Below are 13792 nucleotides of genomic sequence, written 5' to 3'. Positions count from 1 at the left end.
GAGCTTCACCGTCGACGGCAAGGAGTTCGACGCCCAACGGATCGACCAGACCGTCCAGCAGGGCACGGTCGAGGAATGGACGCTCGTCAACGACTCGCCGATGGATCACCCCATCCACCTCCACGTGTGGCCCATGCAGATCACCGCTGAGGCTGGTCAGCCCGTCCGAGGGGTGTTCCGGCAAGACGTAGTCAACGTGCCAGCTCGCAGCGAGGTGACCGTGCGGGTGTCCTTCGACAACTACACCGGACGAACGGTCTACCACTGTCACATCCTCGACCACGAGGACAACGGCATGATGGCGGTCGTGGAGTCTGTGCCGTCAGCGTGAGCCGTGCCCGACGTCCTTGAGGTGCGGACGTCATTGAGGCGACACAACCCCTCAAAAGGACCGGTTGCTAGTTCGCCATCGGCCAGCACTTCTCGCGATGAGGTCGGGTTGTCGGGTCGATCCCCCCGAGCGACGACGAGGGGATTCGTCACCTTTCGGTCAAAAGCTGTCGCCCCTCGGCCCGCCATGCTTCCATGCCCCCTGACAGCTCGGTGATGCGTGTGAAACCAAGTTCGCGAAGCGTAGACACGGCTTCGGTGCTCATCCGCCCGGTGCGGCAGTAGACAGCCACCACCGTGGAACGGTCGGGCAACTCCCCAGCGCGTCGCTCAAGCTGATCGTAGGGAATCGCGGCATCGGTCCCGGGAATGCTGCCTTCATCGGGCGTATGCACGTTGAGCACGAAAGTCGATGATCTTTCCGCCAGCAACGCAAAATCCGTAGGCCCAACGCTCCGATAGTCCACCTCCCGCGGGGTCGACGAGGTAGACGCGTCCCGGTCCCCGCATCCAGCCCACAACCATGGCCGTCATCACGCCACTCAGCGCGGCACGGCGGGTCATCCTCTCCGATGAGCGGTTGCGTGGTTGCAGACTGGAAGCCACGTCGCGATCACACTCGGCGAGTTCGAGCTTTACGCGAGAAGTGACTACAGGTCGTAGTAGAGCTCGAACTCGTGCGGGTGCGGCCGCAGCTGCACGGGGGCGATCTCGTTCTCCCGCTTGTAGGAGATCCACGTCTCGATCAGGTCGGGCGTGAAGACGTTGCCGACCGTGAGGAAGTCGTGGTCGTCCTCGAGGGCGTCGAGGACCGCGCCGAGCGAGGTCGGGACCTGCTCGATCTCGGCCATCTCGTCCGGCGGCAGCTCGTAGATGTCCTTGTCGATCGGTGCCGGCGGCTCCACCTTGTTCTTGATGCCGTCGACTCCGGCGAGCATCAGAGCCGAGAACGCGAGGTAGGGGTTCGCCGACGGGTCGGGGAACCGGCACTCGACGCGCTTGGCCTTGGGGTTGGACCCGGTGATCGGGATCCGGACCGACGCGGACCGGTTGCGCGAGGAGTAGACCAGGGAGATCGGCGCCTCGAAGCCCGGGACCAGCCGGTGGTAGGAGTTGACCGAGGGGTTGGTGAACGCCAGCAGCGACGGGGCGTGCTTCAGGATGCCGCCGATGTACCAGCGGGCGAGGTCCGAGAGCCCGCCGTAGCCGGTCTCGTCGTAGAAGAGCGGCTCGCCGCCGGACCACAGCGACTGGTGCACGTGCATGCCGGAGCCGTTGTCCCCGAAGATCGGCTTGGGCATGAAGGTGACCGACTTGCCGGCCTCCCAGGCGGTGTTCTTGATGAGGTACTTGAACTTCATCACGTCGTCGGCGGCCTTGAGCAGCGTGTCGAAGCGGTAGTTGATCTCCGCCTGGCCGGCGGTGCCGACCTCGTGGTGGGAGCGCTCGACGAGCAGGCCGGAGGCCTCGAGGTTGGCGACCATGGCGTCCCGCAGGTCGCCGTAGTGGTCGTACGGCGCCACCGGGAAGTAGCCGCCCTTGAAGCGGGTCTTGTAGCCCCGGTTGTCGCCCTCCTGGCCCGAGTTCCACCAGCCCTCGACGGAGTCGATGTGGTAGTAGCCCTCGTTGGCCCCGGTCGAGTAGCGGACCGAGTCGAAGATGTAGAACTCGGCCTCGGGAGCGAAGTACGCAGTGTCGGCGATGCCCGTGGTGCCGAGGTAGGCCAGCGCCTTGCGGGCGATGTTGCGCGGGTCGCGCGAGTAGGCCTCGCCCGTGATCGGGTCGTGGATGAAGAAGCTCAGGTTGAGCGTCTTCGCGGTCCGGAACGGGTCGAGGAACGCGGTGGTCGGGTCCGGGAAGAGCGCCATGTCGGACTCGTTGATGGCCTGGAAGCCGCGGATCGAGGACCCGTCGAAGGCGAGACCGTTGTCGAAGACGTCCTGGCCGAACGACGACACCGGGACGGTGAAGTGCTGCTCGATGCCGGGCAGGTCGACGAAGCGGACATCGACCATCTCGATGCCTTCGTCCTTGACGTACTTGAGCAGCTCGTCGCTGTTGCTGAACATTCATCCTCCTTGGCTGCGTCGCCGGCCGGCGATCCAGGTCTGGCCCGGTCGCGACAGGTCCGACAGCCGGAACGTCTCGGGGTGGAACGTCCGGCGCGGCGCTGCGCCGGAGTCTGTCCGCCATCCAAGGCGGTGCCAGTTTCTCGACCGTATCGCGATTGTTTCGCGGATGTAACAGGTGTCCGGGCGGCTCGGAGCGGCTGGCTACCCTGACCCCGTGCCCGCCACTGACGCCGACCGAGAGCTCGGGTTCGCGACCGCCTCCTGGGGGCGCCGGATCGTCGCCCTGTTCGTCGACTGGATCGTCAGCACCCTCGCTGTGATCGGCGTCGTCGGGCTCGAGGACTACAGCGACACGGGCAACGCCAGTGGGTTCATCGTGCTCGGCGTCTTCGTTGTCGAGTCGGCGGTGGGGACCGCGCTGGTCGGTGGCTCGTTCGGCCAGGTCGCGACGCGGCTTCGCGTCGTGCCGGCGGACGGCTCACCCCGGAACGTCGACCCGCTGCGTTCCCTGGCCCGCCAGGTGCTGATCGCCCTGGTCATCCCGCCGCTGGTCTACCGGCCCGACGGGCGCGGGCTGCACGACATCGCGGCCGGCTCGGCTGTGGTGACGCTCGAGACGTTCCGGAGCGTGCGCGGGCTCGCGTAGGAAGTCTCGCGTTCGCCGGTGCGACCGGCCCGGCCCGATTACCGTCGCGGGCATGCCCAGTCGCAGCCTGTCCGGACGCCGTCGCGGACTGCCCGCCGCGAGCACGCTGCTCGCGATGGCGGTCCTCACCGGCTGCGCCGGCGACGAGAAGGGCGGCAACGGCGTCGACGCACCGGTCGCAGCGCCCGGTGCGAGCTCCAGCACCGCTCCCGGTGAGACGTTCAGCCCGTCCTCCAGCTCCACGACCGGCCCGTCCTCGGGGGCGACATCCGTTCCCGCGGACACCCGCGGTCGGAAGATCCCGGGAGAGAGGTTCGCCGCGCTCCTGCGGGGCTCGCTCGACAAGGCGACGACGGCGCACGTCACGATGACCGACGGGGGAGGGACGCCGGACGTCGAGGGCGATGTCGACTACACGACGTCCCCGCCGTCGCTGGCGATGACAGTGACGTCGCCGATGCTCGGCACCGAGACCGAGGTCCGCGTGGTGGCCGGCTCGACGTACGTGACGAACCCGGGTCCCGGGAAGAAGTGGTTCGTGCTGTCCCCTGCTGACCTGGAGGGTGCTCTCGGCGACCAGCTGGACGAGCAGCTCGACCCGGCCGAGACGTTCGAGAGGTTCGCCGATGCCGTGCTGCGGGCCACCGACCACGGTCCGGAGGACGTGGACGGGCGGAGCCTCACGCACTACACCAGCGTCGTCAGCACCAAGGGGTACCTCGGCAGCTCGGACCCTGGCGGGGCGGCCGCTAGCCAGCTGCCCGACTCCATGACGCAGGAGTGGTGGTTCGACACCGAGGGCCGGATCGGCCGGTTCAGCAGCGAGGACGCCCTCGGTGACGAGCTCGTGATCGTGTTCACCGACTGGGGCGGTGACGTGCGGATCGCGGCACCACCGCCGGGACAGGTCGCCTCGCTCCCGGCGTCGCCACCCGCCTGAGGGTGGCGGGGCGGCCGCTCAGCGGCCGCGCAGGTTGCCGCGCATGCCCTTCATGCTCGTGGGCACGGGTCCCTTCGGGATCGGGATGTTGGTGCGCTGCGCGTCCAGCGCCTTGAGCCGGTTGAGCACGTCGGTCAGCTCGGCACCCTTGACCTGGCGGCCGAGCTTCTGGACGTGCCGGACCAGCTTGGGGAGCGGGACCTGGCCCTCGTCGTTGCCGCACATGACCTCGTGGATCGGCACCTCGGCGGCGACCCGCTCGTGCTTGCGGCGTTCGGTGGCCATCAGCTGCCGCAGCCGGTGCGGGTTGCCCTCGCCGATCAGCACGATGCCGGGAGGCCCCACCACCCGGTGCAGGATGTCCTGCTGCTTGGTGAACGCGATCGCGGGGTCCGTCCGCCAGCCACGGCGCAGCATCCGCAGGGCCGCCGCGGCCGCGCCGGGCTGACCCTCCATCTGGTGGTACGCCGCGTTCTGGGCGCGGCGACCGAACACGATGAGCGGGGCGAGCACGCCGAGCATCAGGGTCCCGCTGATCGCGATGATCCAGCCGACGAAGCCCGAGACCGGCAGCAGGACACCGAAGACGACGAACCCGAGCGCTGCGGCCACCAGGAAGGTGCCGAGCAGGATCAACCCGATCCACCGGTCCGACTTCTTCGTCATCCGGTAGGTCTCGATGAACTGCCGGGTGCGGCTCATCTCCGCGGCGGTGGCCGGGGAGGCGGGCGCGGAGGAGCTGGAGCTCTTGGTCTTGTCACGTGCCATGCGGGTGCGGCTGCCTATCTGTGGTCTGCCGTGAGGGTGCGAGTCAGGCGGACGCGCCCTGGCGGGCGTCCATCGCCTGACGGTACAGGCGACCGGCGCGGTAGGACGAACGGACCAGGGGACCGGACAGGACACCGGCGAAACCGATCTCCTCGGCCTCCGCGGCCAGCTCGACGAACTCCTCGGGCTTGACCCAGCGCTCGACCGGGTGGTGGCGCGGGGAGGGACGGAGGTACTGGGTGATCGTGACCAGCTCGGTGCCCGCCGCGTGCAGGTCGCGCAGCGCCTGAGACACCTCCTCGCGGGTCTCACCCATGCCCAGGATCAGGTTGGACTTGGTGACCAGCCCGAAGTCGCGGGCTGCAGTCAGGACGTCGAGCGACCGGTCGTAGCGGAACGCGGGCCGGATCCGCTTGAAGATCCGCGGCACCGTCTCCACGTTGTGGGCCAGGACCTCGGGGCGGGACTCGAAGACCTCGGCGAGCAGATCGGGCTTGCCGTTGAAGTCGGGGATCAGGTTCTCCACGCCGGTGTCCGGATTGAGCTCGTGGATGGCCCGGACGGTCTCGGCGTAGAGCCACGCGCCGCCGTCGGGCAGGTCGTCGCGGGCGACGCCGGTGATCGTGGCGTAGCGCAGCTGCATCGTCTGCACGGACTCCGCGACCCGGCGCGGCTCGTCACGGTCCAGCGGCTCGGGCCTGCCGGTGTCGATCTGGCAGAAGTCGCAACGGCGGGTGCACTGGTCACCGCCGATGAGGAACGTCGCCTCGCGGTCCTCCCAGCACTCGAAGATGTTGGGGCAGCCCGCCTCCTGGCAGACCGTGTGCAGCCCCTCGGACTTCACCAGGCTCTGCAGCGCCTTGTACTCCGGGCCCATCTTGGCCCGGGTCTTGATCCACTCCGGCTTGCGCTCGATGGGCGTCTCGGCGTTGCGGACCTCGAGCCGGAGCAGCTTGCGCCCGGCCGGTGCCGTGGGGGACTGGGAGCTCACAAGCATCGAGCGTACGCGGCGGGCCCAGCCTCGGCAGACTCCAGGCCTTGCGTCATTGGTAGCCGAATGGTTACCTATCGCCATGGACATCTTCGGCGCGCTGGCGGACCCCGTCCGCCGCTCGCTGCTCGCCGACCTGGCCTCCGAGCCGCGCCGGGTCGTCGACCTCGCCGAGGGCCTGCCGATCAGCCGGCCGGCGGTGAGCAAGCACCTGCGGCTCCTGCTCGAGGCCGGCGCGGTCACCGTCGCCGACCGGGGTCGCGAGCGCGTCTACGCCCTCGACCGCTCGGCGTTCGCCCCGGTGACGGCGTACGTCGCGGGGCTGGCGGCCCGGCCGATCCCCGACAGCGCCCTCGATGCCCTCGAGACCGAGGTCCGCAGGACCTCCCGCGAGCGGCGTACCAACCCGACGCACGAGCTGACCCAGGAGACCGCATGACCACACCCACCGGCACGATCGAGCAGCGGGACGGCCAGCACGTGCTCGTCCAGACCCGCGAGTTCCGCGCGCCCATCGAGGACGTCTGGGCGGCGGTCACCGAGCCCGGCCGGCTGGCCCGCTGGATCGGCCGCTGGGAGGGCGACCCGGCGTCGGGGTCCGTGGACTTCCGGATGCTGTTCGAGGGTGACGACCATCCTGCGGAGGCCATGGAGATCCGCGTGTGCGACCCACCGCACCGTCTCCACCTGACCTCTCGCGCCGGCGACGAGGTCTGGCTGATCGAGCTCGACCTCAGCCACGCCGACGGAGTGACCACACTGACCTTCAGTCAGCCCGGGGTCACGCAGGAGCAGGTGGGCGGCGTCGGGCCCGGTTGGGACTACTACCTGGACCGGCTCGTCGACGTCGAGACCGGGGCCGACCCGTCGCTGCGTGACTTCGACCGCGACTACTACCCGGCGACGGCCGATCACTACACGTCGCAGTTCTAGTGTCCTGATTCGGAAGTCCGTAGGCAGTAGGTGTGCTCAGGGTGCGTGCATGGCAAGGCGCCGGAGCGAAGACGCTGTCAGCCCATCATCGAGCGACGGCAACGCAGCCAGGTGCGTGTCATGTGTGCACGTAGTGCACGCGGACTTCTGAATCAGGACACTAGGGGACGTCGCGCACCCGGAAGCTGAGGAGGGACGGGATCGCGACGACGACCCAGATGACCGCGAAGTAGAGGACCGCCGCGCTGCGCTTGATGGTCTCCCCGGTATCGCAGCCGCCGCCGCTCATGTCCATCACGCACGCGTCGTAGTCGTAGAACTCGTAGCCGCCGACGGCGTAGGCGACGAAGTTCCCCCACGGCATGACCCGCTCCACGCCGCCCTCGAGGCCCAGGACTCCGGCCACGACCACGACGCAGAAGAACCCGACCGCGAACAGCACGCCCAGCGTCCCGACGGTGCTGCGCAGCAGCATCGTCAGCGCATACCCGAACACCGCCGCTCCGGTCGCGAAGCCCGCGCCCAGGACCGCCTGCTTGTAGCCGGCCGACACGGCGTGCGCGGGGATGTCCAGGTCGCGCACCGACGCAGTGACCCACACGCCGGTCCAGAAGGCCACCAGCACCGCCATCGCCAGGGCAGCCGTGAGCAGCCCGACGGCGACCGCCTTGGCCAGCCAGACCCGTTCGCGCCGGGGCTCGAAGAGGAGCTGGTTGCTCATCGAGCCGGTGTTCCAGTCGTGGCCGGCGAACGTGATCCCGGCCAGCATCAGGACCATCGTGACGAGCAGGATCGCGGCCAGGGCCCCGCCCGCCTCGCGCTCCTCCACCAGGTCGAGAGGACTGTTGCCGTACCAGCCGGCGATGACCCGCTGGCAGGCCGCCGTCACGTCGTCGGCGCCGCCCACGCCGTAGCGCCCTGGATGACGCACGCAGCCCTCGACCTCGTCGACGACGTAGGAGCCGTTCTCGGCGACGATGTCGTCGAAGGACTGCGTGCGGGTGTCGACGACCCGGAGCACCAGCACCGCCAGCGGCAGCACGACCGCCAGCGCGAGGAGGACCAGGACGGCGCGGCGCCACAGGAGCCGGGTCAGCTCGACCTTCACCAGCCTCATCACGCTGGGCCCCCGTCTGTGGCCCCCGGCGTGGGCCAGGCGATCTGGCCGCCCAGCCGCTCGCTCTGGGTGACCTCCAGGAAGATCGACTCGAGGTCGGCGCGGACCGGGTTGAGCTCGGTCAGCCAGACACCGGCCTCGCCCAGCGCCCGGGTGACCTCGGCCGGCCGGTCGGTCTCGACGAGGAGCGCCGGCCCGTCCTGCCCGGTGACCCGCAGGCCCGCGGCCTCCAGCGCCGTACGTGCTGCGGCGAGGTCGGGGGTGACGACCCGCTGGCTGGTGCTGGTACCGATCAGCTCGGCGACGCTTCCGCTCGCGAGGGTGCGACCGTTGCCCAGGATCGTCGCGGCGGTGCACACCTGCTGGACCTCGGCCAGGATGTGCGAGCTGAGCAGCACGGTGACCCCGGCGTCGCCGAGGCCGCGGATCACCTCGCGCACCTCGCGGATGCCCGACGGGTCGAGGCCGTTCGTGGGCTCGTCGAGGATCAGCAGGGCCGGGTCCTTGAGCAGCGTCGCGGCGATGGCGAGGCGCTGCTTCATGCCCAGCGAGTAGGTCTTGTAGCGCTCCCGGTCCCGGCCGGTCAGTCCCACGGTCTCGACGGCCCGGTCGACCCGGGCGTCGCCGACTCCGACCGAGCGGGCGAGCAGCCTCAGGTTCTGGCGGCCGGTGAAGTTCGGTGAGAACTTGGGGGACTCGACCACCGCGCCGACCCTCGCCATGACCTCCGGCAGCGCCCGCGGGACGGTCTGCCCGAAGATCGCCATCTCACCGGCGGTGGCCGATGCCAGCCCGAGCAGCATCCGGATCGTGGTGGTCTTGCCGGAGCCGTTGGGCCCGAGGAAGCCGTGCACCTCGCCCGCGCGGACGGTGAGGTCCAGGTCGGCGACCGCCACCCGGGTGCCCTTCCGGCCGGAGAACTCCTTGCGCAGACCTCGGGTCTCGATGACGGTGCTCGATGTCTCCCCGCTCACCGGTCGACCCTAGGACGTCGTCAGAGGCTGAGGACCTCGACGCGCGGGGCGCGGCCCGGCTCGGGCCGGGCGTCGTAGTCCGGGGTGGCGACGTAGGGCTCCCAGGCGAGCACGGCTGCCAGGTGCCGCTGGAGCACCGGCAGCACCTCGGTCACCGGGACGTCCCGGCCCAGCTCCTCCGACAGTGTCGTGACGCCGGCGTCGGCGATGCCGCACGGGACGAACCGGTCGTACCAGCTCAGGCTCACGTCGCAGTTGAGGGCGATGCCGTGCATCGTCACGCCGCGGCTGACCCGGAGCCCGATGGCGCCGATCTTCCGCTCCGGACCACGGTCGTCAGCGGCGAGCCAGGCACCACTGCGGCCGGGGACACGGGCGGTGGTGACGCCGAAGTCGCGGCAGGTCGCGATCATCGCCTCCTCGAGGCGGCGTACGAAGTCGACGACCAGGACGTGCCCGGGCAGCCGGACGATGGGGTACGCGACGAGCTGGCCGGGACCGTGGAAGGTGATCTTGCCGCCGCGGTCGACGTCGATCACCGGCGCGCCACCCGCGTCGGCGGGTCGTTCGTGCGGCTCGGTGCGCTTGCCTGCGGTGTAGGTCGGCGGGTGCTCGAGCAGCAGCACGGTGTCCGGTCGCGCGCCGTCGACGACCTGCTGGTGCACGCGCCGCTGGAGCTCCCAGGCGTCGAGGTAGTCGACGGCCTCGTCGCCGAGCCCCATGACGTCGAACCGCAGGTCGCCCACCTGGTCGAGGCTACCCCTGGCCCGAGAGGTGCTCGCCCAGGAAGTCGAGCTCGGAGGGAATCATCCGGCGCCAGTAGTCGGGGTCGTGGGCGCCCGGCTCGAACGTGCTGATCACCTCGGCAGCGGACGGGAAGTCGTCGACGTAGCCTTCGACGGCCCGGTAGAACCGGTCTCCGGTGCCGCAGTCGACCCGGACCGGGATCCCGTCCAGGTCCTCCTGGCGGCCCTGGACGGTGAACCGCTCGTACTCCGCGGCGTCCGCGAAGCCGGATCGCGACGCGTCCCCCGGGTCGTCCCACATGGCCGGGCTGACGGCGCACACGGCCGCCACCCGCCCAGGGCCGAGCTGGCCGGCCAGGCGCAGTGCGCCGTAGCCACCCATCGACCAGCCGAGCAGACCGATCCGGTCCGTCGGGCCAGCGCGCAGCCCGCGCTCGGCGAGCAGGGGCAGGAACTCCTCGACCACCATCGCGCCGGCATCCTCGCCGCTGGGCCGCTCGTGCCAGTAGGACTGCCCGCCGTCGACAGTGGCGATCGCGAACGGCGTGCCGCCGCGGTCGACGTGGTCCTGGAGGAAGCGCTCGATCCGGAACCTCGGCCCGACCAGCGACCGGTGGTCGCTGCCGCGACCGTGCAGCGCGACGACGACCGGCAGCCCGGCGGCCGCGCCCAGCGGGCTGACGACGGTGAAACCGGTCTCGACCCCGCCGCGCCGGCCCGACACGAAGCTGCCGACCTCGACGTCCGCGGGCGCGACGTCGGGGACCCTGCCGGCCTCGCCGTTGAGGCCGAGCAGGTCCTGCAGCTGTGGTCGCCCCGGCAGGACGCCCTCGTAGACCCCGGCCGCGGCGCCGACCGCACCGGCGGCGAGCACGCCGACGCTCCCGACCAGGACGGCGCGACGCGACGGCATGCGGTCAGTCTGCCTGTGGATGAGCGTGTGCCTCCGGAGCCGCACCCGGGTAGGACTGGACCCATGACCGGCTACCGCGCGATCCCGAGCCTGGTCATCGCCATGCTGGTCGCGGTCGCCCTCGGATCGGTGGCCGCGACGCTGGTCGGGCTCCACCGCGACCCCGCGCCGCGGGTCGCCCGGGAGTCGGACCCCCCGTCGGTCGACCATCCGCGGCCGGAGGTCGAGGCCGCTGCGGTGCTGGCCGCCTGGGACGCCGACCGGGCCGAGGCCTGGTCGGCCGGCGACGTACGACGGTTGCGGTCGCTCTACACGCCCGGCTCGGTCGCGGGGGAGCGCGACGTGGCCATGCTCCGGCGCTGGCTCGACAGCGGCCTGGTGGTCGACGGCCTGCGCACCCAGCTGCTGGCTCTGGACGAGGTGCGCCGGTCCGCTGACCGGTGGGTCCTGTCGGTCACCGACCGGCTGGTCGACGGGGTCGTCCGCGGTGGGGCGGACCGACGACTCCCCGACGATGCCCCCACGACGAGGATCGTCACGCTAAGGCTCGTGGGTGACCGCTGGCTGGTCAGCTCAGTCCGTTGATGCGAGCCCCGCGCGCAGCACGTCGGCCACGTCACGGTCCCGGAACTCGAAGCCGGCCGCCTCGAGGGCGGCGGGGCGCGCGTTGACGGAGCCGAGGAGCTCGTCGGCCATCTTGCCGGCGCCCACCCGGATCAGTGCCTTGGGTGCGACCGCGAAGGACGGTCGCGAGAGCTGGCGGGCCAGCTCGGCGGTGAACTCGGCGTTGGTCGGCGGCGTCGGGCAGATGAGGTTGAACGGGCCCGAGGCCGTGTCGTGCTCGGCCAGGTGCACGACCCCGCCCGTCCAGTCGCGTAGCGAGGTCATCGGCATGTACTGGCGTCCGTCCCCGAGCCGCCCCCCGAGCCCGGCCTTGAACAGCAGCCGCAGCTGCTTGAGCGGCGGGCTGCGACGGTCCATGACCGGTGACGTCCGGAGGACGCAGACCCGGGCGCCGGCGTCGACCGCCGGCTGGGCAGCGGCCTGCCAGTCCCGGGTGACCGAGGTGAGGAGCGAGTCGCCGCGGCTGTCGGACTCCTCGGTGAGCACCTCGTCGCCGCGGTCGCCGTAGTAGCTGATGCCGTTGCCGGCCAGGAAGGCCGGCTTCCGGTCGGCTCCCGCGATCGCCGTGGCGAGGGTGGCCGTGGTCCGGACCCGGCTCTCGCGGAGCTCGCGTGCCCACGTCGAGGAGTGCGGGTTGCCGGCGGTGGGGGAGCCGGCGAGGTTGACCACGACGTCGGCTGACTCGACGGCGTCCCGGTCGTACGTCCCGGCGTACGGGTCCCAGCTGGACTCGCCCGGCGACGAGGCCGGCCGCCGGACGAGCGCGACCACCGAGTGGCCGTGTCCGCCCAAGGCGTCGCTGAGGGCCCTGCCGAGGAAGCCGGACGCACCAGCGATGAGGATCTTCACCTCACCACCCTGCCATCCGCGCCCAGCCGGGCCACCGCTGCGGCCCGGCGCGGGCGGCGCTCACACCTCGAACGCACCACCCTCGAGCCGCTTCTTGATGTCTTGGAGGAAGCGGCCCGCATCGGCGCCGTCGACGAGGCGGTGGTCGTAGGTCAGGGCCAGGTAGACCATGTAGCGCACGGCGATCGTCTCTCCGAGGTTGGGGTCGTCGATGACGACCGGGCGCTTCACGACCGTGCCCGGACCCAGGATGGCGACCTGCGGCTTGTTGATGATCGGGGTGTCCCACAGGGCCCCGACGCTGCCGAGGTTGGTGATCGTGAAGGTCCCCCCGGCGAGCTCGTCGGGGCCGATCTTGTTGTTCCTGGTGCGGTCGGCGACGTCGGCGATCTTCTTGGCCAGGCCGGCGATCGAGAGGTCGCCCGCGTCCTTGACCACCGGGGTCAGCAGGCCCTTCGGGGTGTCGACCGCGAAGGCCAGGTTCTCCCGGTCGTAGTAGGTGATCTCGCCGGCCTCGGTGTCGATCGTCGCGTTGAGCTTGGGGTGCTCCTTGAGCGCGTCGATCGCCGCCTTCGCGAAGAACGGCAGGTAGCTGAGCTTCACGCCCTCGCGGGCGAGGAATGCCTCCTTCTCGGCGTCCCGCAGCCTGGCCACGTTGGTGACGTCGACCTCGACGACCTGCGTGAGCTGGGCCGAGGTCTGCAACGAGTCGACCATCCGCTCGGCGATGATCTTGCGCAGCCGCGAGACCTTCTCCGTGGTCCCGCGCAGCGGGGACGGTGTGGGCGCGCCGCCGGCCGCCGGCTGCCCGGTCGACGCGGCAGGTGCGGCCGGTGCGGCGGCCGGGGCCTCCGCGGCCTTCGCCGCCTCGAGGACGTCCTGCTTGCGGATCCGGCCCCCGACCCCGGTGCCCGTCACGGTGGCCAGGTCGACGCCGTGCTGGGAGGCGAGCTTGCGCACCAGCGGGGTCACGTAGCCCGGACCGTCGTCGCCAGCGGACGAGGTGGGTGCCGACGGCTTGTCCGGCTGCTTCTCGGGCTCGGGCTTCTTCTCGGGCTCGGGCTCGGCCTCGGGCTCGGGCTCGGGCTCGGGCTCCGATGTGGCCTCGGGCTCCGGCGCCTTCTCCGGCTCCGGCTCGGGCTCCGACGTGGCCTCGGGCTCGGGCGCCTTCTCGGGCTCGGGCTCCTTGGCGGCGGGTGCCGCTTCTCCCGAGCCGACGATGGCCAGCTCGGCACCGACCTCGACGGTCTCGTCCTCCTGGACCTTGATCTCGAGCAGCGTGCCCGCGACGGGGGAGGGGATCTCGGTGTCGACCTTGTCGGTCGAGACCTCCAGGAGCGGTTCGTCCACCGCGACGTCGTCCCCGACCTGCTTGAGCCAGCGGGTGACGGTGCCCTCGGTGACCGACTCGCCCAGCGCGGGCAGGGTCACCGGCGTACCTCCGCCTCCGCCACCCTCGGACGAGGACTGCTCGGGCTCGGCCGCGGGCTCCTCCTCGGTCTTCTCCTCAGCAGCCGGCTCGGGCTCGGGCGCCTTCTCGGGCTCCGGCTCGGGCTCCGGCTCGGCCTCCTGATCGTCGGTCGACTCGGCCTGCCCGTCGCTGCCCTCGGAGCCGGCCGCGCTGGGGTCGTTGCCGCCCGCGTGGTCCGACTCGCCGGACTCGCCGGACTCGCCGGACTCGCCGGACTCGCCGGACTCGCCGGAGTCGCCTGAGTCTGAGTCGCCGGACTCGCTGGAGTCACCGACCAGGGCGAGCACCGCCCCGACCTCGACGGTCTCGTCCTCCTCGGCCTTGATCTCCAGCAGCGTGCCGGCGACCGGTGAGGGGATCTCCGTGTCGACCTTGTCGGTCGACACCTCCAGCAGCGGCTCGTCGACCGCGACCTCGT

At 70.9% G+C, this 13792-nt stretch carries 16 protein-coding genes; 6 read left to right on the top strand and 10 right to left on the bottom strand.

Translation table 11 applies throughout. From position 1 onward, the window contains the following. Positions 1 to 331, top strand: a 331-nt coding sequence (locus JHD21_RS14530) for a multicopper oxidase domain-containing protein (protein ID WP_292676639.1), incomplete at its 5' end; no start/stop codon positions are given. 148 nt (positions 332 to 479) lie between these two features. Here the strand turns inward: JHD21_RS14530 and JHD21_RS14525 are convergent. Next, positions 480 to 734: a rhodanese-like domain-containing protein gene (locus tag JHD21_RS14525; RefSeq protein WP_292676637.1), complete on the bottom strand. Its 255-nt coding sequence runs from the start codon at positions 732 to 734 to the stop codon at positions 480 to 482. A 246-nt stretch (positions 735 to 980) separates the two neighbouring features. Beyond that, on the bottom strand, positions 981 to 2399 hold the full coding sequence (gene glnA / locus JHD21_RS14520; RefSeq protein ID WP_292676634.1) for a type I glutamate--ammonia ligase: 1419 nt from the start codon (positions 2397 to 2399) through the stop codon (positions 981 to 983). Between the two features lie 217 nt (positions 2400 to 2616). Here glnA and JHD21_RS14515 point away from each other — a divergent pair, with 217 nt between their 5' ends. Further along, on the top strand, positions 2617 to 3048 hold the full coding sequence (locus JHD21_RS14515) for an RDD family protein (protein ID WP_292676632.1): 432 nt from the start codon (positions 2617 to 2619) through the stop codon (positions 3046 to 3048). Between the two features lie 52 nt (positions 3049 to 3100). Next, positions 3101 to 3988, top strand: a complete 888-nt coding sequence (locus JHD21_RS14510) for a hypothetical protein (protein WP_292676630.1) — start codon at positions 3101 to 3103, stop codon at positions 3986 to 3988. A gap of 18 nt (positions 3989 to 4006) precedes the next feature. Here JHD21_RS14510 and JHD21_RS14505 read toward each other — a convergent pair whose 3' ends face one another. After that, positions 4007 to 4756: a DUF4191 domain-containing protein gene (locus tag JHD21_RS14505; RefSeq protein WP_292676628.1), complete on the bottom strand. Its 750-nt coding sequence runs from the start codon at positions 4754 to 4756 to the stop codon at positions 4007 to 4009. Positions 4757 to 4799: 43 nt separating this feature from the next. Then, a complete protein-coding gene (lipA, locus tag JHD21_RS14500) occupies positions 4800 to 5747 on the bottom strand; it encodes a lipoyl synthase (protein WP_292676626.1) in 948 nt (315 codons plus the stop codon). Positions 5748 to 5829: 82 nt separating this feature from the next. Here lipA and JHD21_RS14495 point away from each other — a divergent pair, with 82 nt between their 5' ends. Further along, the gene (locus JHD21_RS14495) at positions 5830 to 6186 is read left to right on the top strand and encodes a metalloregulator ArsR/SmtB family transcription factor (protein ID WP_292676624.1); all 357 of its coding nucleotides are present in this window, start codon (positions 5830 to 5832) and stop codon (positions 6184 to 6186) included. Then, positions 6183 to 6680: an SRPBCC family protein gene (locus tag JHD21_RS14490; protein WP_292676622.1), complete on the top strand. Its 498-nt coding sequence runs from the start codon at positions 6183 to 6185 to the stop codon at positions 6678 to 6680. The genes JHD21_RS14495 and JHD21_RS14490 overlap by 4 nt, the downstream gene beginning before the upstream one ends. A 160-nt stretch (positions 6681 to 6840) precedes the next feature. Here JHD21_RS14490 and JHD21_RS14485 read toward each other — a convergent pair whose 3' ends face one another. The 4 genes from JHD21_RS14485 to JHD21_RS14470 are packed head-to-tail and all read right to left on the bottom strand — an operon-like array spanning position 6841 to position 10430. Beyond that, positions 6841 to 7797, bottom strand: coding sequence for a hypothetical protein (locus JHD21_RS14485; protein ID WP_292676620.1), 957 nt, complete (start codon positions 7795 to 7797; stop codon positions 6841 to 6843). Then, positions 7797 to 8771, bottom strand: a complete 975-nt coding sequence (locus tag JHD21_RS14480) for an ABC transporter ATP-binding protein (protein ID WP_292676618.1) — start codon at positions 8769 to 8771, stop codon at positions 7797 to 7799. The genes JHD21_RS14485 and JHD21_RS14480 overlap by 1 nt, the downstream gene beginning before the upstream one ends. Before the next feature lie 20 nt (positions 8772 to 8791). After that, positions 8792 to 9493: a lipoyl(octanoyl) transferase LipB gene (gene lipB, locus JHD21_RS14475; protein WP_365696189.1), complete on the bottom strand. Its 702-nt coding sequence runs from the start codon at positions 9491 to 9493 to the stop codon at positions 8792 to 8794. A gap of 34 nt (positions 9494 to 9527) precedes the next feature. Continuing rightward, positions 9528 to 10430 carry an alpha/beta hydrolase-fold protein gene (locus JHD21_RS14470; protein ID WP_292676614.1) on the bottom strand — a complete coding sequence of 301 codons (903 nt, stop codon included), beginning with the start codon at positions 10428 to 10430 and terminating at the stop codon, positions 9528 to 9530. 63 nt (positions 10431 to 10493) lie between these two features. Between JHD21_RS14470 and JHD21_RS14465 the strand changes: the two genes are divergently transcribed. Further along, positions 10494 to 11015, top strand: a complete 522-nt coding sequence (locus JHD21_RS14465; protein WP_292676612.1) for a hypothetical protein — start codon at positions 10494 to 10496, stop codon at positions 11013 to 11015. Here the strand turns inward: JHD21_RS14465 and JHD21_RS14460 are convergent. Both JHD21_RS14460 and sucB read right to left on the bottom strand, forming a co-directional pair. After that, positions 11004 to 11903 carry a TIGR01777 family oxidoreductase gene (locus tag JHD21_RS14460; protein WP_292676610.1) on the bottom strand — a complete coding sequence of 300 codons (900 nt, stop codon included), beginning with the start codon at positions 11901 to 11903 and terminating at the stop codon, positions 11004 to 11006. The genes JHD21_RS14465 and JHD21_RS14460 overlap by 12 nt on opposite strands. 60 nt (positions 11904 to 11963) lie before the next feature. Then, a partial coding sequence (gene sucB / locus JHD21_RS14455; protein WP_292676608.1) for a 2-oxoglutarate dehydrogenase, E2 component, dihydrolipoamide succinyltransferase occupies positions 11964 to 13792 on the bottom strand: 1829 nt, incomplete at its 5' end.

Source organism: Nocardioides sp., assembly GCF_016462705.1.
GTDB lineage: Bacteria > Actinomycetota > Actinomycetes > Propionibacteriales > Nocardioidaceae > Nocardioides.
The sequence above is the reverse complement of the archived record's forward strand: the minus strand, read 5'-3'. Positions and strand labels throughout refer to the sequence as shown.

What these genes read in the sequence shown, in the direction of transcription:
- JHD21_RS14465 (WP_292676612.1), top strand. Translation starts at nt 10,494, where the DNA reads ATGACCGGCTACCGCGCGATCCCGAGCCTGGTCATCGCCATGCTGGTC.
- JHD21_RS14505 (WP_292676628.1), bottom strand. Translation starts at nt 4,756, where the DNA reads ATGGCACGTGACAAGACCAAGAGCTCCAGCTCCTCCGCGCCCGCCTCC.
- JHD21_RS14495 (WP_292676624.1), top strand. Translation starts at nt 5,830, where the DNA reads ATGGACATCTTCGGCGCGCTGGCGGACCCCGTCCGCCGCTCGCTGCTC.
- JHD21_RS14490 (WP_292676622.1), top strand. Translation starts at nt 6,183, where the DNA reads ATGACCACACCCACCGGCACGATCGAGCAGCGGGACGGCCAGCACGTG.
- glnA (WP_292676634.1), bottom strand. Translation starts at nt 2,399, where the DNA reads ATGTTCAGCAACAGCGACGAGCTGCTCAAGTACGTCAAGGACGAAGGC.
- JHD21_RS14470 (WP_292676614.1), bottom strand. Translation starts at nt 10,430, where the DNA reads ATGCCGTCGCGTCGCGCCGTCCTGGTCGGGAGCGTCGGCGTGCTCGCC.
- lipB (WP_365696189.1), bottom strand. Translation starts at nt 9,493, where the DNA reads ATGGGGCTCGGCGACGAGGCCGTCGACTACCTCGACGCCTGGGAGCTC.
- JHD21_RS14485 (WP_292676620.1), bottom strand. Translation starts at nt 7,797, where the DNA reads ATGAGGCTGGTGAAGGTCGAGCTGACCCGGCTCCTGTGGCGCCGCGCC.
- JHD21_RS14510 (WP_292676630.1), top strand. Translation starts at nt 3,101, where the DNA reads ATGCCCAGTCGCAGCCTGTCCGGACGCCGTCGCGGACTGCCCGCCGCG.